This window comes from Streptomyces sp. NPDC101393 (genome assembly GCF_044767385.1).
Lineage (GTDB): Bacteria > Actinomycetota > Actinomycetes > Streptomycetales > Streptomycetaceae > Streptomyces.
On the sequence record NZ_JBIWNU010000011.1, the window covers coordinates 288,235 to 309,705 of the forward strand.

The following is a 21,471-nucleotide window of genomic DNA, read 5'->3' on the forward strand; positions in this document are numbered from 1 at the left end:
CCGGGCGGGGCGTGGTCTCAGTCGGCTGGTACGGCCAGCTCGAATTGACGGAGGCGGTCCGGCTCCGCGATCACGTCGATTCCGGTGATCCTGTCATCGGTGACCGTGAAGCCGAGCCCCAGGACCGACCGGACGAGTGGCGGTCCGCATGGTCGGGCGGGAGCGGGCAGGCGCGCAACCGGCGTGCCACACCTGAGGTGTTCAGGTGCGGCACGCCGTCACGGGCACCCGGTCGCCCGGCGCCGGCCTGCGGCTGGATGCCGGTCGCGTCACCAGGTGTGCGCGACGTCCACGATCAGCTTGTCTCCGGACTGGAGCACACGGAACGGCAGCTTGGCGCGTACGCCCAGGCCGACCTGCGTCTGGCCCTCGAAGCTCGCTCCGAACTTGGTGTCCTTGAACGTCCGGTAGCCGGAGAGATGCACGCCCGGCAGCGGCTGCCCCGCCTTCCCCGCGTACGTCGGCCGGCCCGATCCCGTGTCGTAGCTCGGCGTGGACGCGAAGATCTGCAGGATGGCGCCGCCCTTGACCGGTATCTGCTCGCCGGATCCGTCCTGGTGGAACGCGTCGACGTAACCGACGTGGTAGCCGGTCTTGCCCGCCCCGCTGCCGACCTCGAAGACCATGCGGTCGTAGCAGGCGGTCCGGCTGGTCGTGATGTTCTTCAGCGGCTTGGTGTGCGCGTCCGTGGCCGACTTGGTGCCGCTGCCCCAGACGGTCGAGCAGGCTGTGGCCGACGCGGCCTTGCCCACCGGGCCGGTGGCGGCGTCGGCCACCCCGGCCGCACCCACCAGCCCCACGCCCGCCAGCGCGAGCGCCGCGGACGCCGTCCTCAACCGTCGCATGACTTACCTCCAGAACGAGTTCGATTACGCGTGCATGCGGTAGGACGGCGGGTCGGGTGAAGACGTTGCACGCGCAGTGACTTCTGGCCAACGGGGAGGCGAAGTTGTCGCGAAAGACGGGCGGGGAAGCGCCGCCCCGTGGTCAGACCGCCAAGGTTTTCCGGCTTCCTGACGGCACGTCGTGATGGGCCAGGGCGAGGTGCGGATCGGGAGCGCCCGGTGCGGCGCCCGGATCGGTGTGCACCAGGGCCGCGGCCAGTTTCGGTACGGCGTGCAGAAGCGCGTGTTCGGCCTCCACCGCCACATGGTGCGCCTCCCGGACGTTCAGCTCTCCGTCGACGACGACCGCGACCTCCGCGCGCAGCCGGTGGCCGAGCCAGCGGAGCCGGAGCTCGCCCACCGCCCGTACGCCCGGGACCTGGCTCAGCGCGTGCTCGGCGGCGTCGACGAGGGCGGGGTCGACGGCGTCCATGAGCCGGCGGAAGACCTCCCGGCAGGCGTCGCGAAGGACGAGCACGATCACCGCGGTGATGGCCAGCCCCACGATCGGGTCGGCGAGCCGCCAGCCGAGCGCGGCCCCGCCGACCCCCAACAGCACGGCGAGCGAGGCGAAGCCGTCCGTACGGGCGTGCAGGCCGTCGGCGACGAGCGCGGCGGAGCCGATGTCGCGGCCGACGCGGATGCGGTAGCGGGCCACCCACTCGTTGCCGATGAAGCCGAGCACCGCGGCTGCCGCGACGGCGGGCAGATGGGTGATGCCCTGGTGGTGGAAGAGCCGGTCGAGCGCCGTCCAGCCGGTGAACACGGCGGAGGCAGCGATGGTGAGCACGATGAGGACGCCGGCCAGGTCTTCGGCTCGCCCGTAGCCGTAGGTGAAGCGCCGGTTGGGCGCCCTGCGGCCCATGAGGAAGGCCACACCCAGGGGCAACGCGGTCAGCGCGTCGGCGGCGTTGTGGGCGGTGTCGCCGAGCAGTGCTACCGAGCCGGAGAGGACGACCACCGCCGCCTGCGCCGCCGCGGTCACCCCCAGCACCGCAAGGGAGACCCACAGTGCCCGCATCCCCCGCACGGAGGCCTCCAGGGCCGCGTCCGTCTTGTCGGCTGACTCATGGGAGTGGGGGCGCAGGAGGTGGCCGACGCGGTGCCGCCAGGCTGCCCGGCCGACATGGCCCGGGTGTTCCGCGGGACCCACGTGGCCGCCGTGATTCCTGGCCTGTCCGTGGTGCCTGGGCTCTTCGTGGCGCCTTGGCTCTTCGTGATGCGCGTGGTGATGCGTGTGGCGGGGTTGCGCGGGGCGGGCGTTCCGGTGTTTCTCGCTCACGTTCCGGCCTTCCGACGCAGGAGGGGTTCCGGGCTGTGGCGCCTGGTGTGGGCACCTGGGGGTGGACTCGCGGGGAAGTCCACCCCCATTATGTGCGTATGAGCGCACGCATGCACCTATCACCTGCGAACAGCTCGCACCCGCAAGAGCCGAGCACCGAACAGCTTGCCGACGCCGCCCAGATCCTGGGCCTGCTCGCCGACCGCACGCGGCTCGCGCTGCTGCACACCCTGGGCAAGGGCGAGGCGGATGTGACCACCCTGACGGCGGCCTGCAAGGTCGCCCGGCCCGCGGTCAGCCAGCACCTCGCGAAGCTCCGGCTGGCGGGACTCGTCCTCGTACGGAAGGAGGGGCGGCGCATGATTTACGGCCTGCCCGAAAGCCACCTGAGGAAGGTGGTCGATGAGGTGCTCCACCTCGCCGACCACAGGCTGAACGGGCCGACGGACACAACGAGTTGAGGGTCTGACCGCGGGCTCGCGCGGCTTCTGGAGGTGCCGACGAGGGGCCGACGGCGGCGCTGCGCCGGTGCCGAACTCGGCTCCGGGTCGGGCCGCGTGACGGCTTCTGCGCATGCGGTGGGGCACAGCCGCGGGGACGTACGGGGGCATATGGCTCTGTGGTCCGAGGCGTGGCTCCGAGGCGCGGCACCGACCCGCCGCGCTCGCCCGGCCTGGGCTACGACGATGGGGTGATGACCGTCCGGGGGCCGGCTGACGACAGTCGTCCGGCACTCGTCGCGGGACGGCCGGCCTCGCACTCCCTCAATGCACCCCGCCGCTGCGGGTGGCGTACCGCAGACGGGCGCCCCCTGAGGGGACGCCCGCACAAGAATTTCAGTGCGCGATGCTGTCGATCAGCTCGCGCGCACCCTGGCGGAGCAGGGCGACGGCGACGGACGTGCCGAGTGTCTCGGGGGTGAGCGGCCCGGCCCATTCGTGGGCGTTGAGCACGGTCTTGCCGTCCGGGGTGAAGACGCAGGCCCGCAGGGAGAGTTCGCCGCGCCGGTCGGTGGTGGCGAAGCCGGCGATCGGGCTGTTGCAGTGGCCCTGGAGGACGTGCAGCAGCATCCGCTCGGCCGTCGTCTCGCGGAAGGTGGTGGGGTCGCCGAGGCCACTGACCGCGTCAATGGTGGCGGTGTCGTCCTCGCGGCACTGGAGGGCGAGGACGCCCGCGCCGATGGGCGGGCACATGGTGTCCACCGACAGGATCTCGGTGATCACGTCCGGACGCTCGATGCGCTCCAGGCCGGAGACGGCCAGCAGCAGCGCGTCCGCGTCACCGGCGGCCATCTTCTCCATCCGGCGGTTGGCGTTCCCGCGCATGGGGACGCACTCCAAGTGCGGGTGGGAGGCGGCGAGTTGCGCGATCCGACGCACCGACGAGGTGCCGATGCGGGTGCCCTCGGGGAGCTCGTCGAGGGTGCGTCCGCCCGGGTGGATCAGTGCGTCGCGTACGTCGTCGCGCTTGAGGAAGGCGGCGAACGTGGTGCCGGCGGGCAGCGGCCGGTCACCGGGGATGTCCTTGACGCAGTGCACCGCGAGGTCCGCCTGGCCGGCGAGCAGGGCCGCGTCGACCTCCTTGGTGAACGCGCCCTTGCCCTCGACCTGGGAGAGGGCGCCCATCCAGCGGTCGCCGGTGGTCTTGACCGGGACGACCTCGGTGGCGATGCCGGGGTGCAGCGCGCCCAGTTCGGCGCGGACCCGCTCCACCTGGGCCAGGGCCATGGGCGAGTCGCGGGAGACGATACGGATCAACTCAGGGGCGGACATGGCGCCCACGATAGTCCGTCAGATCCACCCTCCGGTCCCCGGCCCTCGGGCCCGCCCTCCCGGTGGCGCGGAGCAAAGATCGGCCACGGGCCGGCCGCGCGGGGGCCTAGCGGGGCGCCATCGGGCCGGTCGGGGGCGGCAGTTCCTCCAGAAGATGCCCGAGTGCGCCCTGCACCAGCCGGCAGACCTCGTCCGGGTCCGCGCTCGCCAGCGGTTCCTTCGCGACGACGACCCGCATCAGGCCGATTCCCAGAAGCCACGCCATGGCGAGTTCGGCACGCAGCGCCCCGTCATCGGCCTTGGAGAGGGTGGCCAGCACCTCTGCGTATTCGTCGCCCAGGGCGTTCAACGTGTCCGCCGCTTCGTCGCCGCTGCCGATGGAGCGCAGATAGACCTCCAGCGAGCGGTCGGAGGCCCCCTTGCCCCTGTTGGTCAGCATGCCGCGCAGTGCGACCTCGAACAGCCGCTCCGCCGGAGTGGTCCGCAGCTGCTCCTGCCCGCCCCGCGCCATCACCTCGGTGAGGAGAGCCTTCTTCGATCCGAAGTAGCGGAACAGCAGGGCTTGGTTGACGCCGGCGCGGGCGGCGATGTCGCGGACCGTCGCCGCTTCGTAGCCCCGCTCGGCGAACAGGTCCGCGGCGGCGTCGAGCAGCAGCAGCCGGGTGCCCTGGGCGTCCCTGCGACGCGGGCCGGCCGGGCCGTGAGGTGGCTTGTCCATCACCGGATCCTCTCCGAAGGGCTCGTCAGAATAACGGCCATTTTCCGTCGTTGACCGCCGGGCTGATGGCAGCTTAACTTTTGTAAGCAGGTGCTTACACAAGGGAGGTCTCAGTGACCACAGCCGAAACAGCACCCCTCACCTATCCCTTCAATGACGCCGAGGGCCTGACCCTGGCCGAGGAATACGCCCGGGCCCGTGACACCCCCGGCCTGCTGCGCGTCCGCATGGCGTACGGCGAACCGGCCTGGCTCGTCACCCGCTACGCCGAGGCCCGCCTCGTCCTCGGCGACCTGAGGTTCAGCAGGGCCGAAGGTGCCGAGCACGACGAGCCGCGCCAGTCCGAGGGCCGCCGGACCAGCGGCATCCTCGGAATGGACCCGCCCGAGCACACCCGTCTGCGGTCCCTGGTCGCGAAGGCGTTCACCGTCCGGCAGGTCGAAAAGCTCCGGCCGCAGGTACGCGAGCTGACCAGCGGGCTCCTCGACGAGCTGCAGGCCGCCGGGCCGCCGGCAGACCTGGTGGACCGCTACGCGCTGCCCATCCCGGTCGCGGTGATCTGCCGGATGCTGGGCGTCCCCGTCGAGGACCGGCCACGCTTCCGGATCTGGAGCGACGCCGCGCTGTCGACCAGCTCTTTGACCGCCGAGGAATTCGACACCAACGTCGAAGAACTCCGCTCCTACATGGGCCTGCTGATCGAGGAGCACCGCCGCCGGCCGCAGGACGACCTGATGACGGCCCTCATCGACGCCCGGGACGCCGGCGACCGGCTCTCCGAGCTGGAACTCGTCGATCTGTGCGTGGGCATCCTGGTCGCGGGCCACGAAACCACCGCGACCCAGATCCCCAACTTCGTCCACACGCTGCTCGACCACCCCGACGAACTCGCCCGGCTGCGCGAAAACCCGGAGCTGATCAACGGCGCGGTCGAGGAACTGCTGCGCTTCGTCCCGCTGGGCAGCGGCGCGGGCCAGCCGCGTTACGCCACCGAGGACATCGAGGTCGGCGGCACCCTCGTCCGCGCCGGAAGCCCGGTGCTGGTCGCGGTGGGAGCGGCCAATCGCGATGCGCTGCGCTTCAGCTCCCCCGGCAAGCTGGACATCTCCCGGGCCGGCAATCAGCACCTCGGATTCGGCCACGGCGTCCACCACTGCCTGGGCGCGCCACTGGCCCGTCTGGAACTCCAGGAGGCACTGGGCGCCCTCCTCGCCCGCTTCCCCGGCCTCCATCTCGCGGGCGATGTCACCTGGAAGACCGAGATGCTGGTCCGGGGACCGCGCGTCATGCCGGTGGGGTGGTGAGCCGATGACCTGGAAGGTGGCGGTCGATCCGCATCAGTGCATGGCGTCGGGCATGTGCGCGGGCATCGCGCCCGATCTCTTCACCCTCGACGGCGAGCGTTCCCACCCGGTGAACCCCGACATCGAGGAGGACGAGCGCGCGCTGGACGCCGCCGATGTGTGCCCGGCCGGGGCCATCACCGTGCACGACGGCGGAACGGAGATCGGCCCGCGTCCTTGAGGCGTCGGCCCCGTCATCGGCGGTGGCGCCCGTGGCCATGACGTGCGGCGGGCGCGCGGACTTCAACCGCGCGCCCCTCCCCCGCCCTCAGCCTCCTCGGCGTCGGCTCAACCGCACCCCTCCTCGCCATCGGGCCAGGTGACCTCGTAGTACCGCACGCGTTCGTCGTCCCCGACGTGCCGCATACCGACCGCTGTCATGACCCGCTGGGAGGCGATGTTGTCGTGGTCGGCGTCGCCTTTCACACTGGTCAGACCCAGTTCCCGGGCAAGCTTCAGGAGTGCGCGGAGCGCCTCGGACGCGTATCCCTTGCCGCGCACCGACGGGATCAGGGCATAGCCGATCGTGATGGTTCCGTCCGCGTCCGGAGGCCGGTTGAACCCCAGGCCGCCTATCGCCAGGCCGTCGGCGCGGCGGCGGATCTCATAGTTCCCGAACGGCTGCGGATCGCCGGTGAGCGCGCAGTGACCCAGAAAGTGCCTGGCTCCCTCGACATCACCATCGGCGGGATATCCGGGCGCCCAGCGGTCCCCGTCCCCCGGCTCCCCCGCCGCCACCCGCTCCGCCTCGCCGACGCTCATCGGATGAAGCACGAGCCGCGCTGTCACAAGATCGTCCATGAGGGGTGGAGTATCACGCGGGACGGTCGCACCGCAGCAAGATTTCCGTACGCGGGGGGCCTGGGTACGCGTCGGGTTCTCGGTACGTGTCGGGTTCTCGGTACGCGCCGAGCCCTGGGGGCGCGGAGCGGCTCGACCGGCGACGGCGGACGGCTGGACCCTCACCGTGACCCGCGGCTGACCGTTGACCGCTGGGGGCGGGTCGCCGCCGTGACGGGGCCGCGGGCCGGGGGCCGGCAGGCCACGCCGCCCCCGCACCCGGACCCGCGGTACGTACCGTCAGCCCTGCCTGGTCGCGTCGAGGTGCGCGAACACCACCACGTTGTCGACGTAGTCCTTCGCCTTCTTGTCGTACGCGCCGCCGCAGGTGATCAGGCGCAGCTGCGGTGTCGGGGTGTCGGCGTAAACCCGGTCGTTGGGGAAATCCGCCTTGCTGAAGGTCTCGACGGTGTCGACCTTGAAGGTCGCGATGATGCCGTCCTTGCGGGTGATCTCGACCTTGCCCCCCGCCTTCAGGGACTCCAGCTGCATGAACACCGCGGGTCCGGTCTTGGTGTCGACATGGCCCGCGACGATCGACGCGCCGCGTTCGCCGGGCGTCGCCCCGCCCTTGTACCAGCCGACGAGATTGTTGTCGCCGGGCGGCGGTGCCTGGAGCTGACCCGTTGGGCCGAGCGCCAGCGGTGTGAAGGGCGCGTCGACGGCGATATCCGGAATCGACAGGCGCGTCGGCGCTGCCCGGGGCAGCGCCAGTTCGGCGGCGCGCTCGGTGACGCTGGGTGCGGGTCTGGGAGTGGCCACCACGGCGGGCCGGCTCTCCGGTTTGGGGTCCGCGGAGGTGTCCACCGAGTTGTAGACGAGCAGTGAGCCCAGCAGGAACGCTCCCGCGGCCCACAGGAGGCCGCGGCCGGTGGGGCGGGCCGCCGGCGCGTTGCGGGGCGGGGCCGATCCGTTGGCCCGGTCCGGCCTCTTCGACTCATTGGGCTTGTTCGGCTGGTGCTGGTGACGCGGCTGATGCGACTGCTGGGCGGCCATGACGCGTGCCTTTCCTGAACGGGGCTGCGGCGATACGTGCGCGGGCGGCGCAACGGCAATGGCCGCGGCCACCGTCCGGCGAAGGACGATGGCCACGACAGCACTGCGACCTACGAGGCAGGCAGCCGGATCAGGCCGCCGAGAAGCCCGAGGCCTTGCGACGGCGCACCATGTACGCGCCGGCGCCGAGGCCACCGAGCATCAGCACCGCACCGGCGGCCAGGCTGCCACCGGACAGCGCCAGGGCGCCGCCACCGGTGTGGACACCGCCGTGCGGCTTCTTGCCTTCCCACGACTTGTCGTGCTCGCCGCCCCAGGACTTGTCCTTGTCGCCCTTCTCGGACTTGTCCTCGTCCTTCCAGGACTTCTCCTCGTCTCCGCTCTGGTCCCACTCGCCGGTCACGAGCTTCGCGAGCGCGCCACCGCCGGTGTTCATGCCACCGCTCGGACGACGACCGTCACGCTCGTCGTTGTCACCGTTGGGCCTGCGGTGGTCACCCTTGTGGGACTTCTCGTGGTCACTGTCTTCGTCGCCGGTGACGACCTTCGCCAGCGCGCCACCACCGGTGTTCATGCCACCGCTCGGACGACGACCGTCACGCTCGTCGTTGTCACCGTTGGGCCTGCGGTGGTCACCCTTGTGGGACTTCTCGTGGTCACTGTCTTCGTCGCCGGTCACGACCTTCGCCAGCGCGCCACCACCGGTGCCCATGCCACCGCTCGGACGACGACCGTCACGCGGGTCACCCTTGTGGGACTTGTCGTGGTCGCCCTTGTGGGACTTGTCGTGGTCGCTGCTGGAGGAAGAACCGCTGTCCGGGCCCCGGTCCTCGGCCGTGGCCAGTGCATTCGCTGCGGGAGCTGTGATCGCGAGGACCGCGGTGATGGCGGCTGAGGCAAACAGGGTGCGGGTTGTGCGCATGAGGACGTATTCCTTTCGCCGCAGCCGCGATGGCCGACTCTTCGTCAGCTCATCGGATCGCGGTGGCGACGTGATCACCGTCATCCGGATCGCGACCGGGCACCACTCGGGACGGCCGCATTGGAGTTACCCCGTGGGCTTTTCGAGTGGCCGGTCTGCACATGATCACCCGTTGGACGGCGCTGCCGGTCAACGCAACGTCAGCGTGATGGTGTAAAGGGCACCCCACTGCCCCGACCAGCACGAAGGCCTCCCGACCGGGCCCGTGGGGGAGCGTTCCCCGAGCTGCGGACCGGGGCGCGACACGCCGGACGCACCGTCAACTCCGCCCGTTGTGAGAGGAACGAGGGCCGAGTACGCCGGATGGGAAACGAGCGGAGTCCGGCCGCTCCGGAGCCCGGCCTGGGGTGGCGGCGGGGCGTGGTGGCAGCGTGGGAAAACCGCGGGCCGACGGGGGCACGGGCCGGGGAATTCGGCGGCGGCGACACGCCGGAACGACACGCCCGGGGACCCACCGGGACGACACGCCGGGGCGACCCCGCGGGCGGTGCGCAGGGGCGGGGTCAAGGACGGGCGCCAGGGTCGGGCCGAAGGGGCGGACGGCACCCGTGGCCCGCGCCCACAGCAGGCCTCGTTGCGGATCAAGTAGGCCTCAACGAGGGGAGGTTGCGATCCTCAGGGGGCCAAGCGCCGCGAGGTCGACGGTGTCGGGCGCCTGCCCCGCCGGCGCCGGCGGACCGGCCGTGCCCTGTCCGCCGCCCGGTCCGGATGCATCGGCGAGTCGTCCCGCCGCTGCACCCCCAAGGCCGCGGACCGCTCGGCGAGTTCGGCGCAGGGGACACGCCGAGTGCCCGGGTGCCCGAGCCGGCCGGAGGCTCGGGCTCCCGGCTCCCGGCTCCGGTCAGATCTTCCAGCCGCGGATGCGCTCGGCCGCGTCGTAGGCGTCGGCCCGGCCGTCGTCGATATCGCGGGCGAGGTCGACCAGCGCGCCGTACGGAGCGTCGAGGCCCTCGCCCGCGGCGTCCATGTAGGCGATGACGATGCCGGCGCCGAACAGGGCGTTGCGGGCGGGCAGCGGGCGCAGCCGGACGACGGCATGCATCAGGGCGGCGGCGCGCCAGGCGTTGTCGACGGTCGCGCCGACCTGCGGGGTGTTCACGCGGTGGCGGCCGACCGCGGCCACCAGGCTGGAGAAGTCATGGACGGTGGGGTGCTTGGGGAGCACGTCGGCCTGGCGCTCCAGAAGCCACCGGATGTCGATATAGAGGTCCACGTCAGGCTGCCCGCCCCGGCGCGTCCAGCCTGCCGGGTGCGTCAGCGGGGAAAGCCTGGTCGAACGATTCCGCGTGGCTGTCGATGAAGGCGCGGAAGGTGTCGGCGGCGCCCTCGAGGCGGGGGTCGCGGAGCGCGTCGTGCGCGGCCTGCGTGATGAGCGCGGTCACGGTCGTGCCTTCGGCTGCAGCGCGTTCCTTCAGCTGAGCGTGCAGCGCGTCGTCGACTCGGATCGTCACTGATTTCGACATGCTTCGACCGTACAGCAGGATGTACAGCACGTCGGTGGGTGTGCAGGCGGCGTATCGGTGGGTGCGCGGCGGCGTCATCATTTCGGGCGGCCCGGATCGGCGGCCGTGCGGCACCCGGTCGGGACGGCGCATGCGACGGTCCGGCCATCCGCACCCGCGGGTGCAGGTCGTGCGGCCCCGATCGGCAGGTGCCGGGTGTCCGGTACGGGGCCCGTAGCCCTCGTCAAGGCGCCAGCATGTCTCCATGCCGAACTCTCACGAGCCGATCATGGCCCTGGTACGCGCTTCGCTGGACCCGGCTTCCCGCGAGGCGGAGCGGCGGATCGACTCGCCCGCGTGCCGCGTCGTCACCCAGGCCGCGCGGGCCGATGCCGACGCCGGCGGCGCCGGTTCACTCCACCTGCTGGCCATCGGCGCGGCCGTCGCCGCCACCGGGCTGACGATCGTGCTGGCCGAGCACCGGAACATCACGCCGGAAGCATTCCTGGACACCTTCGAGGAGGCCCAGCAGGCGCACGACGGCCCCGGCAGTTTCACCGCCACGCCGTTGCTGAGAACGCTGTTGTTGAACGACCGGATGCGGTCCTCCGCCGAGTTGGTGGTCCAGCTCTTCCACGACGACCAGGAGAAGTACTTCGACCTCATCGTGGAGCTCGGCGAGTACGCGGCCACCTGCATCGGCTTCATCGAGACCCTCCGGATCAGCACGGTGGACGATACCCTCGCCGACCTCGACCGGATGCTCCGCGACTTCGTCAGCATCTGAAGGCCGACCGGGCCTGGCTGCGCCCGCTGGGCCCGGTTCCGCCGGGGGGCGCGGCGGCCGCCTGGCTGCTTCACCCTCGCGGGTTCGCCGGGTCCCGCGCGGGCCGCGGCCGTACGGGGTGGGCGGGGCGATTCCGCCGAGGCCGCCGCGTTCGGGTACGGACGGCGCGTCAGGCGGCGCTGTTGTTGCGCAGCGCTTCTTCGACGATCGCTTGCAGGCGCTCGTGGTGGGCGCCCCGCCAGTAGACCCGCGCGCACCGGGTGCACTGCGCGAAGACGTCGTACGTGCGCTGCGTGCCGTGTTCGAGATGGTCCCCGACCGAGTCCTTGTCCGCGTCGGCCAGCGGGCCGTTGCAGGCGGTGCAGCGCGTCCAGGGTGCGAGGGCGGGAGCGAAGCGGCCCAGTACGTCGCGGAGTTGCTCGTCGGGCCGGTCGCTGTAGACGTACGCGCCGGCCCAGAGCTCGCGGCGGTGCAGCAGCCCGCGGTCGCGCGAGAGCAGCACCCGCCGCTCCTTCGCCGAGAGGGCGGCCAGCGCCGGGTCTCCCGGGTCCTCGTTGGTGTACGCCGCATCCACGCCGAGCAGTCGCAGCCGTCGGGCCAGGGTGCCGAGGTGGACGTCGAGCAGGAACCGGAGCGGTGCGCCGGGGATCCGCTGCGGCCGGTCCACGGCCCGCACCTCGACGCTCTCGCCCGCCCGCGGAATGTGCGAGACGGGTACGTCGTGGCCGTCCACGACGAGCCGCCCGGCCTCGGTCAGCGGAACACCGAGCGATTCGACGACATGGCCGAGCGTCGAGGACCCGTCGGTCACCATGGGCGTACGGCCGCCGCGACGGGCTGCCGAGACGAAAAGGTGCAGCTCAGGGGCAAAGCTCAGATGGATCTCCGGTCCGTTCACGCCGGACAGCATCCCACTGCGGGCGCCGGGCGGGCCACGGATTTCCGCCGGAGCGGCGACTCTTGCGGCCACCGCGGCCATTGCGGTGGACGATCAGGACCGCCGCCAGCCCGACCGTCAGGCCGAGGGCCGTCTGCGGGCCGAACGGTTCGCCGAACATCAGGGCGCCCCAGAGGGCCGTGACCGGGGCCATCAGGAACATCAGGGTGTTGACCTTGGTGACGCCGGAGCGCCGCAGGATGAGCCAGTACAGCCCGTACCCGCCGAAGGTGGACAGTGCCACGAGCCAGCCGACCGCCGCCCAGAAGGAGGGTTCGGCGGGTGGCCGCGCGGCGCCGGCGCTCACCGCGAGGGCGGTGAAAATGAGCGCGCTGGTGGAGGAGTGGATGGTCATCGCCACCGTGGGCGCGACCCGGGTACGCGAACGGCTTTCCAGGAAGGTGGCCGCCACCAGCGAGAACATGCCGAGGAAGGGGACGAGGTAGGCCCACCAGGGCACGCCGCTGCCCGCAGTGGCGTCGGCCATGGTGACGATCACGGTGCCGCTCACGCCCAGGCACAGCCCCCACCACTGCTTGGCCGAGACGTACTGGCGCAGCAGCGGTCCGGCGAGCGCCCCGGCGACGAGTGGCTGGGTGCCGTCGATCAGGGCCGTGGTGCCGCTCGACACGCCGAGCTGGATGGCGAAGTAGACGGTCATCAGATAGCCGCTCTGGGAGAGCGCGCCGATCATCACCTGCCGGGCCAGGTCCCGCCGTGCGAGCCCGCGCCAGGACGCCTTCGAGAGGACGGCGACGGCGATCAGGACTGCGGCCAGCGGCAGGAATCGCCACATCAGGATCGTGAGGGCGGACGCGCTCCCCGCGCCGAGCTTGGCTCCGATGAACCCGGAGCTCCAGCAGAGCACGAAGGCGATCGAGAGCAGGAAGTTCATGGCTCACCCTCCTTGAGTAAACAGATCGGTATAGTCACGCCCGCCTCTCACTATACAGATCGGTATACACTGGTGCCATGAACGCTGAGGAGACCCACGACACCGGCGCCAGGGGCAACAGGAGCACCGCGGAGAATCCGCGGCGCGGCGCGCTGACGCCTGCCGCGCTCCGCGTCCTGGACGCGGCGGCGAAGCTGTTCTACGAGCGCGGCATCCATGCGGTCGGGGTGGATCTGATCGCCGCCGAGGCGGGCGTCACGAAGAAGACGCTCTACGACCGGTTCGGCTCCAAGGAACAGGTCGTCGTGGCATACCTCGCGGATCGCGACGAACGCTGGCGGGCCTTCCTCGCGGAGCGCCTCGACGCCGCGGAGCCGACCCCCTCCGCCCGCGTGCTGGCCGTCTTCGATGCGTCGCGCGCATGGATGACGGACAACAGCTCCCGAGGCTGCAGCATGGTCAACGCCCATGCCGAGATCAGCGATCCGGCACACCCCGCCTACGCGATCATCACCCGCCAAAAGGCATGGATGCTCGCCCTGTTCACCGACCTCGCCGACGACATCTCCCCCCACGACGCCGGCCGCCTGGGCCGCTCGCTGATGCTGCTCCACGAAGGGGCACTCGTCGCCCACGGCATCAAGATCTTCCCCGACCCGATCGGCCACGCCCGCGAACAGGCCCGGCACCTTCTCACCCCGGACCCCCGCTAGGCCGCGTCCGCGGAGTCCCGTCCATTCGGCGCCATTCGCACCAACGGGACGCATTCCCCTGCGCGGTGCACCTGCCGACGTCGGGGCGGGTTTATCGCCGAGTGCGCATCAGGGATGGATTAACGGGTCGGGATGAGCCGAGTCAATTGCCCGCGAATCACGAGAAAACCCGCCCCTGACCTTCGGCGGGCGATGCGTCGGCGGCGTCGGCCGGCACCAATTGGCGGGCGTGCGGCCGTGCCTGTCCCCTACCCGGATGGCCGTACAATCCGGCCCATGGCACAGAAGATCGTCACCATCTATACGGACGACCTCACGGGCGAAGAGTCCACCGAGGCCGCCACTCACACCCTCGCGCTCGACGGTGTGACATACGAGTTCGACCTCAGCCCGGACAGCTACGACCAGCTCCTGGAAGCTGTCGCGCCGTTCACCCGGGTCGGGCGCAGGACGGGGAAGGGAAAGAAGGCCGCCCGCAAGGGGGCTTCCAGCGGCGAGAACACCGCAGAAATCAGGGCCTGGGCGAAGGCGAACGGCTTTGACGTCAACGACCGCGGCCGAGTGCCGGCCGAGATCCGCGAGGCATACACGAAGGCCGGCAATTAGGGCTGTCCAGCCCCCTGTATCCGCTATCTGAGGACTGCCGGTCGTCACACACCGGCAGTCCTTCCTTTTTCCCCGACTCCGGGGACGACCGGTTCCCCTATCCCAGGCGAGCCGAACCGCAGGATCGTCCGCGGTAACGGCGTCACCCAGGATTTCGCGAGCGCCTCCTCCCCGGAAACGATCGCCCCAGCACTACGCGCCTTGGTGCCCGAGGGCGAGTTCCACGGAATCAGAGAACTCGTCATCCGCCCCTACGGCAGCGGCGCGTAGCCGCCACTCCCCGGCGGCTCCGGGAATCCCCGCCGGCCGGCATGAATTCCTCATCGCGCGTGACCGGCGATTCCGTGGACACGGCGTAGCGGTCACTCCCGCCGCGGTCCGGCATGTGCGCACCAGCCGGCGCGCGCCACCCGCCCCCCTCCCCTCTTGACCAAGAGTCCAGAGGTTGACATTCTGTCCAGATGGTCGGTGGTAGAGATGGGGCAGCAGGCGCGGAGGCAGCCGTAGGTCCGGACGCGGGCCCCCTGTTGGAGCAGGTGCGGCGGATCGCCGAGGGGCTCGGCAGGACGTTCGCGCCGTTCTGCGAGGTCGTGGTGCACGACCTGCGCGATCCCGACCATGCGATCGTCGCGATCGAGAACGGTCTCTCCGGTCGCGCGGTGGGTGATCCGGCGACCGAACTGGGGCTGGCGCGGCTGGCCGACGATTCCTATCCGCAGGTGATCGCGAACTATCCGAACCAACTCGCCGACGGCAGACGGGTCAAGAGCACCTCCGTCGGCATCAGGGACGCGGACGGCCGGTACGTGGCCGCGCTCTGCCTGAACGTGGATGTCTCCGTGTTCCAGGGGCTGGCCAATGTCCTGGAGCAGTTCGCCCGCGTCGATGACGCCGAGGCGCCCGCGGAGTCCCTGGAACCCGCTCACGCCGCGTCGATCCGGGCGCGCATCGACGCCTTCGCGGCGGCGCGGGCGACGAGCCTGCGGGCGCTGACCACCGGGGAACGCCGTGCGCTGGTGCGCGAGCTCAAGGCGTCCGGATTCATGGATCTGCGCAGGTCGGCCGAGGTCATCGCGCAGCATCTGGGGGTGTCGCGGGCCACGGTCTACAACGACGCACGTGACACCCCGCCGTCCCCCGCACCGAGTGAACGCAGGAGCAGCAGATGACGCCGACGATTCCGTCACCGACCTACGACGACGTCCTCGCCGCGGCCGAGCGCATCGCGCCGTACGCGCACCGCACTCCGGTGCTGCGCTCCCGGCTGATCGATGAACAGGTCGGCGCCCAGGTGGTGTTCAAGTGTGAGAACTTCCAGCGGATGGGCGCGTTCAAGTTCCGCGGCGCGTTCAATGCGCTGTCGCAGCTGACGGGTGAGCAGCGGCGGGCGGGCGTGGTCGCCTACTCCTCGGGCAATCACGCCCAGGCCATCGCGCTCTCGGCCCGCCTGCTGGATGTGCCGGCGACGATCGTCATGCCGCATGACGCGCCGGCGGCGAAGGTCGCCGCGACCAAGGGCTACGGCGGGCGGGTCGTGTCCTACGACCGCTACACCGAGGACCGGGAGGAGATCGGCCGTGAGCTGGCCGCCGAGCGCGGGCTGACGCTCATCCCGCCGTACGACCACCCGCACGTGATCGCCGGTCAGGGCACGGCGGCCAAGGAACTGTTCGACGAGGTGGGCGCCCTCGACGCGCTCTTCGTACCGCTGGGCGGGGGCGGGCTGCTGTCCGGGACCGCGCTGTCGGCCGGGGCCCTGTCGCCGGATTGCCGTCTCTACGGTGTCGAGCCCCAAGCCGGCAACGACGGGCAGGAGTCGCTCCGCCAAGGCCGCATCGTGCATATCGACACGCCCCAGACCATCGCCGACGGGGCACAGACCCAGCACCTGGGGACCCATACGTTCGAGATCATCCGCCGTGCGGTCACAGGGGTGCGGACCGCCACGGACGCCGCACTCGTCGATGCCATGGGCACCTTCGCCTCGGTCATGAAGATCGTGGTCGAGCCCACCGGCTGCCTGGGCCTGGCCGCCGTACGCGACATGGCCGACGAGCTGCGCGGCAAGCGCGTCGGCGTGATCATCAGCGGTGGGAACATCGACCTCGCGCGCTTCGCCGAGCTGCTGTCCTCAGCCTGAAATCCCCCGCCTGACAGGCGCGGTGGGAGGCCTGCCAAACGGGGCGGGAGGCCTGCCCGGCGGGGAGGGAACCCTGCCAGTCGGCGTGCGGGCACCGTCAGGCAGCGTCGGGAAGGGCCTTCAGCCAGTCGAGCAGCAGCCGGTTGACCTCTTCGGGGCGCTCCTGCTGCATCCAGTGGCCGCAGCCTTCGAGGATGTGGGAGGACATCAGGCCCGGGAGGGTCGTGGGGTGGTTCTTGATGGCGTCGGCCATCCAGAGGGTGGGGGCGTCGAGTTCCCCGCCGATGAACAGGGCGGGTTGGGTGACCGGCGCGCCGTCCCAGGCCGCGAGATCGTCCCAGTCGCGGTCGACGTTGCGGTAGCGGTTGAGGCCGCCGGTGAGTCCGGACCGCTCGAACTCGCCCGCGTAGAAGTCGAGATCGGCTTCGGTGAGCCAGGCGGGCAGGGGACGGCGGACGAAGTGGTCGGAGAGCCTTCCGCCTGCGGGGACGAGGGAGAGCTTGGTGGGGTCGCCGGATGGCACGGTGTCGCCGGACAGCCCGGCGTAGAAACCCGCCAGCCACCCGCGGACATCGGGCTCGATCTCGGCTTCCGCCCTGCCCGGCTGCTGGAAGTAGCTGATGTAGAACTCGTCGGGCCCGCCGATGGCCGCGAAGGCGTCGGTGGGCCGGGTGCCGCCCCGAGGGGAGTAGGGGACGCTGAGCAGACCCACGGCGGTGAAGACGTCGGGCCTGAGCAGCGCCGAGTTGGCGGCTATGGGCGAGCCCCAGTCGTGGCCCACGATCGTCGCGGTCTCCTCGCCGAGGGCGCGCACGACACCGACGTTGTCGGCGACATGGGCGAGCATGCGGTAGGCCTCGACCGCCTGCGGCTTGGCGGACCGCCCGTAGCCGCGTACGTCGATGGCCACCGCGCGAAAGCCGGCGGCGGCGAGCGCCGGGAGTTGGTGGCGCCACGAAAACCACGACTCGGGAAAGCCGTGGACCAGCAGGACGAGTGGGCCGGAGCCCTGTTCGACCAGGTGGATACGGCCGCCCGGCACGTCCACCAGGCGGTGCTGCGCGGCCGCCACGGAGGAGGTGGCGGCCGGGTCCGGCCCTGCGGACTGCGGGGACGAAGCGGCGGGGTGCGGCATGCGGCCTCCTTCAGATGGCTTCTTCGTTGCCGGCCAGGGCTGCGGCGCTCGCGCCGCTCACGCCCTGGTCGCTCGGCTCACGGGCGGGCGGACCGTACTGATGACGTCGTCGCCTCTCCCCCTACGACGACAGGTCTCGCCATCGGTCCCGGACAGTGGTCCGCACACCTGTCCACACACTAGGTGACCGCACTGACAGCGCGGCCGGCCGGTCGGTCGTCCGTCGACGCCCGGTCAACTGCCGTCGCGCAGACCGCCCGGAGCACCGGGACGGAACGAGAGGTGTGCGTAACGCACCCGGCAACCGGTGCCCGACGGGGACTGCGGCATGAATCCGACGCGTACGTCCGCCGCGCCCTTGGGGGTGTCGAGGGAGAAGAGGCGTACGAACGTCCAGCGTTGGCCGTCCGGGGAGGCGTGGAAGGCGAACGCGCCGCCGGTGCGGGAGACGCGCAGCCAGTAGGAACTGTCCGGTGTCTCGAAGGCGTTGGCGTCGTCGGAGACGGTACGGGTGACGACGGAGACCACGGTGGGGCGCAGCGGTGACCGCTCCAGGCACAGCTTGGCCCAGTGGTCATCGGTGCCGTGCACATACAGGCCGCCGGCGTCCCCGGGGGCGGAGAGGTCGACGGTGACCTTGGCGGCCAGCCGGAAGTCGCCGGTGGGGACGCCGAGCAGGCGGGGAGCGTCGCGTGCGGTCGCCGGGTCCGGGGGCGCCCCCGGCCGTACGAACCGGTCCTGGCCGGGGGCGGCCGTCACCGACAGCGTCCCGGCGGAGTAGTTCCACTCCGCGGCGGGGCCGTGGGCAGTGAGGGGGAAGGGAAGTTCCGGCAGTGAGGACAGCGAAGGCCGCGACGGTTGCTGCGGTGCCTCAGGCGGTGGGGTATCGGTGGGTGCCACCCGCGCAGGATCGCATGCGCGCCACGGGGCGCCGGAGCGGCCCCGGCGGGGGGGGGGGGGGGGGGGGGGGGGGGGGGCGGGGCGGGGGGGGGGGGGGGCGCCGCCCCCCCCCCCCCCCCCCCCCCCCCCCCCCCCCCCCCCCCAATCCGCTGGCGGACATCGGCCGGTCAGAGGCTGCCCAGAGCCCGTTCCAGGTCCGCCACGAGGTCCTCGGCGTCCTCGATGCCCACCGACAGGCGCAGCAGGTCGTCCGGGACGGCCAGCTCCGTGCCGGCCACGGACGCGTGGGTCATCTCCGCCGGGTAGTTCATCAGCGACTCGATGCCGCCCAGGGACTCGGCGAGCTGGAACAGGCGGGTCGACTCGGCCACGCGGCGGGCCGCCGCGGCACCGCCGGCCAGGCGCAACGAGACCATGCCGCCGAAACCGCGCATCTGGCGCCGCGCGAGCTCATGGCCGGGGTGGCCCGGCAGCCCCGGGTACAGCACCTGGGAGACCTCGGCGCGGCCGGTGAGCCACTCGGCGACGGCCTGGGCGTTGGCCTGGTGGCGGTCCATGCGCACCCCGAGCGTCTTGAGGCCGCGCGTGGTCAGGTACGCGTCCAGGGGCCCGTTCACGGCCCCCGCCGCGAACTGCTGGAACTTCACCTGCTCGGCGAGTGCGGCATCCGGGATCACGAGCGCCCCGCCGATCACGTCCGAATGGCCGCCGATGTACTTCGTGGTGGAGTGCACCACCACGTCCGCGCCGAGGGCGATCGGGGACTGCAGGTACGGCGTCGCGAAGGTGTTGTCCACCACGAGCAGGGCGCCGTGCGCGTGGGCCGCCTCGGCGACCGCGGCGACGTCGGAGATCTTCATCATCGGGTTGGACGGGGTCTCCAGCCACACCATGACCGGCCCCGTGGCGGCGGCGCGCTCGACGGCGGCGGCGACCTGCTCGGCGTCCCCCATGTCCACGACGACGTGCTCCACGCCCCAGGGGGCGAGCACGCGGGAGATGAGGCGGTAGGAGCCGCCGTACACGTCGTTGCCCAGCACGATCGTCATGCCCGGCCGGCCCGCGCCCATGATCAGCGCGGTCTCCGCGGCCAGGCCGGAGGCGAACGTGAGGCCGGTGGCCCGGGGCGCGCCGGACTCGTCGACGCCGGCCTCGAGCGCGGCCAGCTGCTCCTGCAGCGCGTCCCGGGTGGGGTTGGTGCCGCGGCCGTAGTCGTAGCCGCGCCGCAGCTCGCCGACGGCCGTGGGCGCGTAGGTGCTCGAGAGGTGGATCGGCGGGACGACGGCGCCGAACACCTCGTCCAGGTGCTGGCCCGCGTGCACGGCGCGCGTGCCGAAGCCTCCCCCCTGGGGGTGGGCGGCGGCGTCTTCGGCGCCGGTGTCGGGGGTGGTGGCGTGCGGGTCCTCGTGGACGTTCTGCTCGGTCATCTCGGGAGCCTCCTCGGAGAGATCGGGTCGGGTGGGGCGGGCGCGGCCGGTGCGGCCGGCCTCAGGCGGTGACGTGGGCGAGGACGTCGTGCAGGGTGACGACGCCCTGGACGCGGCCGGCCTCGAGCACCAGCAGCACGGGGTCCTGGGCGAGGCGCCGGGCCACGGCGCGCAGCGGGGTGCGCGCCCCCAGGCAGGGCAGCACGGGGCCCATGACGTCGGCCACGGGGGTCTGCGCGGTGGCCCGCCCCTCAGCGAGGGCGTCCGCGAGCGCGGCGGAGGAGACGGTGCCGCGGACCTCGCCGATCCGCAGGTCGTGCCGGGGCTCGAGGATCACGGGCAGGGCGTCGACGCCGTACCGGTTCATGGTCGCCACGGCGTCCGCCACCGAGGTGGTCGGGGCCGCGGTGACGAGGGTGGGCACGGAGCCCGGGAACAGGTCGGCCTTCTCGGTCAGCAGCTCCCCCGCCGTCGCGGACCAGCGGTCGGCCTCGGCGGGGGCGCCCGCGCGGGTCGCCGGCTCGGCGTCGGCGTGCTCGAGCACCTCGACGGGCGTGCCGGCCCCGCCGGCGGCCCCCGTGGCGCCGTCGTCGTCCATCTGCGGGACCGCCGAGCGGGTGCGCCCGCGCGCCCACGCCGGCAGCACGGTCTCGCGGACGTCGTAGTCGAAGCCGCGCTCGTCCATCCACGGGTCGTTGAAGATCTTGGCGAGGTAGCCGCGGCCCGAGTCGGGCAGCACGATCACCATGACGTCCTCCGGGCCGAGCTCGCGGGCGGCGCGCAGGCCGGCGACGACGGCCAGACCGGAGGAGCCGCCCACGAGCAGGCCCTCCTCGGCGGCGAGGCGGCGGGTCATGGCCAGGGCCTCGGCGTCCTCGACGGCGATGACCTCGTCCGGGACCGCGGGGTCGTAGTTGTCCACCCACATGTCCTCGCCGACACCCTCGACGAAGTAGGGCCGGCCGGCGCCGCCGGAGTACACCGAGCCGCTGGGGTCCGCGCCGATCACGCGGACCGGACCGGACGGGCGGTCCGCCGAGACCTCCTTGAGGTAGCGGCCGGTGCCCGTGATGGTGCCGCCCGTGCCGGCGCCCATCACGACGTGGGTGACGCGGCCGGCCGTGTCCTCCCAGATCTCGGGGCCGGTGGTCTCGTAGTGGGAGGCCGGGGCGGCGGGGTTGAAGAACTGGTTGGGCTGATAGGCCCCGGGGATCTCCCGCACGAGGCGGTCGGCGACCCCGTAGTAGGACTCCTCGGACGTCGGGTCCACGGCGGTGGGCGTGACGACGAGCTCGGCGCCGTACGCGCTGAGCACGTCCCGCTTCTCCTGACCCACCTTGTCCGGGGTGACGAACACGGTGCGGTAGCCCTTGAGCTGTGAGACCAGGGCCAGCCCCACGCCCGTGTTGCCCGAGGTGGGCTCCACGACGGTGCCGCCCGGGCCGAGCAGGCCCTCGCGCTCGGCCTCCTCGATCATCTTCAGCGCGATGCGGTCCTTCACGGAGCCGCCGGGGTTCAGGTACTCGACCTTCACCAGGACGGTGGCCTCGATGCCCTCCGTCACGGAGTGCAGCTTCACGAGCGGGGTGTGCCCGATCAGCTCGAGGACGTTCTCGGCGTACTGCATGGGCTGCGCAGGGGTGGGCGCGGGGGTCTTTTCACTCACGCACCC

General features: G+C 71.8%; 23 protein-coding genes. 8 read left to right on the forward strand and 15 right to left on the reverse strand.

Going from position 1 to position 21,471, the window contains the following annotated elements; genetic code table 11:
• Window positions 1-269: 269 nt before the first annotated feature.
• Window positions 270-845, reverse strand: a complete 576-nt coding sequence (locus ACIRQ7_RS31910; RefSeq protein ID WP_401478224.1) for a hypothetical protein — start codon at window positions 843-845, stop codon at window positions 270-272.
• A 142-nt stretch (window positions 846-987) separates the two neighbouring features.
• Window positions 988-2,166, reverse strand: coding sequence for a cation diffusion facilitator family transporter (locus tag ACIRQ7_RS31915; RefSeq protein WP_404266092.1), 1,179 nt, complete (start codon window positions 2,164-2,166; stop codon window positions 988-990).
• Window positions 2,167-2,276: 110 nt separating this feature from the next.
• On the opposite strand from ACIRQ7_RS31915, the gene ACIRQ7_RS31920 reads away from it, so the two are divergent.
• Complete coding sequence (locus tag ACIRQ7_RS31920; protein WP_404266093.1) at window positions 2,277-2,627, forward strand: ArsR/SmtB family transcription factor; 351 nt, start codon at window positions 2,277-2,279, stop codon at window positions 2,625-2,627.
• Between the two features lie 375 nt (window positions 2,628-3,002).
• Here ACIRQ7_RS31920 and hemC read toward each other — a convergent pair whose 3' ends face one another.
• Window positions 3,003-3,938 (reverse strand): hydroxymethylbilane synthase, encoded by a 936-nt coding sequence (gene hemC, locus ACIRQ7_RS31925; RefSeq protein ID WP_404266094.1) that lies wholly within the window; start codon window positions 3,936-3,938, stop codon window positions 3,003-3,005.
• A gap of 106 nt (window positions 3,939-4,044) precedes the next feature.
• On the reverse strand, window positions 4,045-4,656 hold the full coding sequence (locus ACIRQ7_RS31930; protein ID WP_404266095.1) for a TetR family transcriptional regulator: 612 nt from the start codon (window positions 4,654-4,656) through the stop codon (window positions 4,045-4,047).
• A gap of 113 nt (window positions 4,657-4,769) precedes the next feature.
• On the opposite strand from ACIRQ7_RS31930, the gene ACIRQ7_RS31935 reads away from it, so the two are divergent.
• Window positions 4,770-5,960 (forward strand): cytochrome P450, encoded by a 1,191-nt coding sequence (locus tag ACIRQ7_RS31935; RefSeq protein WP_404266096.1) that lies wholly within the window; start codon window positions 4,770-4,772, stop codon window positions 5,958-5,960.
• A 4-nt stretch (window positions 5,961-5,964) separates the two neighbouring features.
• A complete protein-coding gene (locus tag ACIRQ7_RS31940) occupies window positions 5,965-6,180 on the forward strand; it encodes a ferredoxin (protein WP_401478206.1) in 216 nt (71 codons plus the stop codon).
• 107 nt (window positions 6,181-6,287) lie between these two features.
• Here ACIRQ7_RS31940 and ACIRQ7_RS31945 read toward each other — a convergent pair whose 3' ends face one another.
• The 5 genes from ACIRQ7_RS31945 to ACIRQ7_RS31965 all read right to left on the reverse strand — a co-directional run bounded on the left by ACIRQ7_RS31945 (window position 6,288) and on the right by ACIRQ7_RS31965 (window position 10,412).
• Window positions 6,288-6,800 (reverse strand): GNAT family N-acetyltransferase, encoded by a 513-nt coding sequence (locus ACIRQ7_RS31945; protein ID WP_404266097.1) that lies wholly within the window; start codon window positions 6,798-6,800, stop codon window positions 6,288-6,290.
• Window positions 6,801-7,079: 279 nt separating this feature from the next.
• Window positions 7,080-7,835: a class F sortase gene (locus ACIRQ7_RS31950; protein WP_404266098.1), complete on the reverse strand. Its 756-nt coding sequence runs from the start codon at window positions 7,833-7,835 to the stop codon at window positions 7,080-7,082.
• Between the two features lie 130 nt (window positions 7,836-7,965).
• The gene (locus ACIRQ7_RS31955) at window positions 7,966-8,757 is read right to left on the reverse strand and encodes a hypothetical protein (protein WP_404266099.1); all 792 of its coding nucleotides are present in this window, start codon (window positions 8,755-8,757) and stop codon (window positions 7,966-7,968) included.
• A gap of 901 nt (window positions 8,758-9,658) precedes the next feature.
• Window positions 9,659-10,030: a toxin Doc gene (locus ACIRQ7_RS31960; RefSeq protein WP_404266100.1), complete on the reverse strand. Its 372-nt coding sequence runs from the start codon at window positions 10,028-10,030 to the stop codon at window positions 9,659-9,661.
• Window position 10,031: 1 nt separating this feature from the next.
• Complete coding sequence (locus ACIRQ7_RS31965) at window positions 10,032-10,412, reverse strand: toxin-antitoxin system HicB family antitoxin (RefSeq protein ID WP_404266101.1); 381 nt, start codon at window positions 10,410-10,412, stop codon at window positions 10,032-10,034.
• Between the two features lie 112 nt (window positions 10,413-10,524).
• On the opposite strand from ACIRQ7_RS31965, the gene ACIRQ7_RS31970 reads away from it, so the two are divergent.
• Complete coding sequence (locus ACIRQ7_RS31970; RefSeq protein ID WP_404266102.1) at window positions 10,525-11,046, forward strand: hypothetical protein; 522 nt, start codon at window positions 10,525-10,527, stop codon at window positions 11,044-11,046.
• Window positions 11,047-11,215: 169 nt separating this feature from the next.
• Here the strand turns inward: ACIRQ7_RS31970 and ACIRQ7_RS31975 are convergent, their stop codons facing one another.
• Window positions 11,216-11,944, reverse strand: coding sequence for a Mut7-C RNAse domain-containing protein (locus ACIRQ7_RS31975; protein ID WP_404266103.1), 729 nt, complete (start codon window positions 11,942-11,944; stop codon window positions 11,216-11,218).
• Window positions 11,907-12,878 carry a DMT family transporter gene (locus ACIRQ7_RS31980; RefSeq protein WP_404266104.1) on the reverse strand — a complete coding sequence of 324 codons (972 nt, stop codon included), beginning with the start codon at window positions 12,876-12,878 and terminating at the stop codon, window positions 11,907-11,909. Before ACIRQ7_RS31980 ends, ACIRQ7_RS31975 begins: the two co-directional genes overlap by 38 nt.
• Window positions 12,879-12,955: 77 nt before the next feature.
• On the opposite strand from ACIRQ7_RS31980, the gene ACIRQ7_RS31985 reads away from it, so the two are divergent.
• The 4 genes from ACIRQ7_RS31985 to ACIRQ7_RS32000 all read left to right on the forward strand — a co-directional run bounded on the left by ACIRQ7_RS31985 (window position 12,956) and on the right by ACIRQ7_RS32000 (window position 16,337).
• A complete protein-coding gene (locus ACIRQ7_RS31985; RefSeq protein ID WP_404266105.1) occupies window positions 12,956-13,591 on the forward strand; it encodes a TetR/AcrR family transcriptional regulator in 636 nt (211 codons plus the stop codon).
• 276 nt (window positions 13,592-13,867) lie between these two features.
• Window positions 13,868-14,197, forward strand: a complete 330-nt coding sequence (locus ACIRQ7_RS31990) for an Lsr2 family protein (protein ID WP_401478177.1) — start codon at window positions 13,868-13,870, stop codon at window positions 14,195-14,197.
• Between the two features lie 461 nt (window positions 14,198-14,658).
• Window positions 14,659-15,366 (forward strand): transcriptional regulator, encoded by a 708-nt coding sequence (locus ACIRQ7_RS31995; protein ID WP_404266106.1) that lies wholly within the window; start codon window positions 14,659-14,661, stop codon window positions 15,364-15,366.
• Window positions 15,363-16,337, forward strand: coding sequence for a threo-3-hydroxy-L-aspartate ammonia-lyase (locus ACIRQ7_RS32000; RefSeq protein WP_404266107.1), 975 nt, complete (start codon window positions 15,363-15,365; stop codon window positions 16,335-16,337). The genes ACIRQ7_RS31995 and ACIRQ7_RS32000 overlap by 4 nt, the downstream gene beginning before the upstream one ends.
• A 97-nt stretch (window positions 16,338-16,434) precedes the next feature.
• On the opposite strand, the gene ACIRQ7_RS32005 is transcribed toward ACIRQ7_RS32000, so the two are convergent.
• The 4 genes from ACIRQ7_RS32005 to ACIRQ7_RS32020 all read right to left on the reverse strand — a co-directional run bounded on the left by ACIRQ7_RS32005 (window position 16,435) and on the right by ACIRQ7_RS32020 (window position 21,426).
• Entirely contained in the window at window positions 16,435-17,472 is a 1,038-nt protein-coding gene (locus ACIRQ7_RS32005; protein WP_404266108.1) for an alpha/beta fold hydrolase, read from the reverse strand.
• 234 nt (window positions 17,473-17,706) lie between these two features.
• The gene (locus ACIRQ7_RS32010) at window positions 17,707-18,315 is read right to left on the reverse strand and encodes a DUF1349 domain-containing protein (RefSeq protein ID WP_404266124.1); all 609 of its coding nucleotides are present in this window, start codon (window positions 18,313-18,315) and stop codon (window positions 17,707-17,709) included.
• A 224-nt stretch (window positions 18,316-18,539) separates the two neighbouring features.
• The gene (locus ACIRQ7_RS32015) at window positions 18,540-19,799 is read right to left on the reverse strand and encodes a cystathionine gamma-synthase (protein WP_404266109.1); all 1,260 of its coding nucleotides are present in this window, start codon (window positions 19,797-19,799) and stop codon (window positions 18,540-18,542) included.
• 61 nt (window positions 19,800-19,860) lie between these two features.
• Complete coding sequence (locus tag ACIRQ7_RS32020; protein WP_036317690.1) at window positions 19,861-21,426, reverse strand: pyridoxal-phosphate dependent enzyme; 1,566 nt, start codon at window positions 21,424-21,426, stop codon at window positions 19,861-19,863.
• Window positions 21,427-21,471 lie beyond the last annotated feature (45 nt).

Bases quoted from the DNA above. Each gene is read 5' to 3' on its own strand.
- ACIRQ7_RS31930 (WP_404266095.1), bottom strand. From the start codon at position 4,656: ATGGACAAGCCACCTCACGGCCCGGCCGGCCCGCGTCGCAGGGACGCC.
- ACIRQ7_RS31985 (WP_404266105.1), top strand. From the start codon at position 12,956: ATGAACGCTGAGGAGACCCACGACACCGGCGCCAGGGGCAACAGGAGC.
- ACIRQ7_RS32000 (WP_404266107.1), top strand. From the start codon at position 15,363: ATGACGCCGACGATTCCGTCACCGACCTACGACGACGTCCTCGCCGCG.
- ACIRQ7_RS31955 (WP_404266099.1), bottom strand. From the start codon at position 8,757: ATGCGCACAACCCGCACCCTGTTTGCCTCAGCCGCCATCACCGCGGTC.
- ACIRQ7_RS32015 (WP_404266109.1), bottom strand. From the start codon at position 19,799: ATGACCGAGCAGAACGTCCACGAGGACCCGCACGCCACCACCCCCGAC.
- ACIRQ7_RS31995 (WP_404266106.1), top strand. From the start codon at position 14,659: ATGGTCGGTGGTAGAGATGGGGCAGCAGGCGCGGAGGCAGCCGTAGGT.
- ACIRQ7_RS31910 (WP_401478224.1), bottom strand. From the start codon at position 845: ATGCGACGGTTGAGGACGGCGTCCGCGGCGCTCGCGCTGGCGGGCGTG.
- ACIRQ7_RS31980 (WP_404266104.1), bottom strand. From the start codon at position 12,878: ATGAACTTCCTGCTCTCGATCGCCTTCGTGCTCTGCTGGAGCTCCGGG.
- ACIRQ7_RS31920 (WP_404266093.1), top strand. From the start codon at position 2,277: ATGCACCTATCACCTGCGAACAGCTCGCACCCGCAAGAGCCGAGCACC.
- ACIRQ7_RS31965 (WP_404266101.1), bottom strand. From the start codon at position 10,412: ATGCGCCGTCCCGACCGGGTGCCGCACGGCCGCCGATCCGGGCCGCCC.
- ACIRQ7_RS31990 (WP_401478177.1), top strand. From the start codon at position 13,868: ATGGCACAGAAGATCGTCACCATCTATACGGACGACCTCACGGGCGAA.
- ACIRQ7_RS31970 (WP_404266102.1), top strand. From the start codon at position 10,525: ATGCCGAACTCTCACGAGCCGATCATGGCCCTGGTACGCGCTTCGCTG.
- ACIRQ7_RS31940 (WP_401478206.1), top strand. From the start codon at position 5,965: ATGACCTGGAAGGTGGCGGTCGATCCGCATCAGTGCATGGCGTCGGGC.
- ACIRQ7_RS32005 (WP_404266108.1), bottom strand. From the start codon at position 17,472: ATGCCGCACCCCGCCGCTTCGTCCCCGCAGTCCGCAGGGCCGGACCCG.
- ACIRQ7_RS31945 (WP_404266097.1), bottom strand. From the start codon at position 6,800: ATGGACGATCTTGTGACAGCGCGGCTCGTGCTTCATCCGATGAGCGTC.
- hemC (WP_404266094.1), bottom strand. From the start codon at position 3,938: ATGTCCGCCCCTGAGTTGATCCGTATCGTCTCCCGCGACTCGCCCATG.
- ACIRQ7_RS32020 (WP_036317690.1), bottom strand. From the start codon at position 21,426: ATGCAGTACGCCGAGAACGTCCTCGAGCTGATCGGGCACACCCCGCTC.
- ACIRQ7_RS31950 (WP_404266098.1), bottom strand. From the start codon at position 7,835: ATGGCCGCCCAGCAGTCGCATCAGCCGCGTCACCAGCACCAGCCGAAC.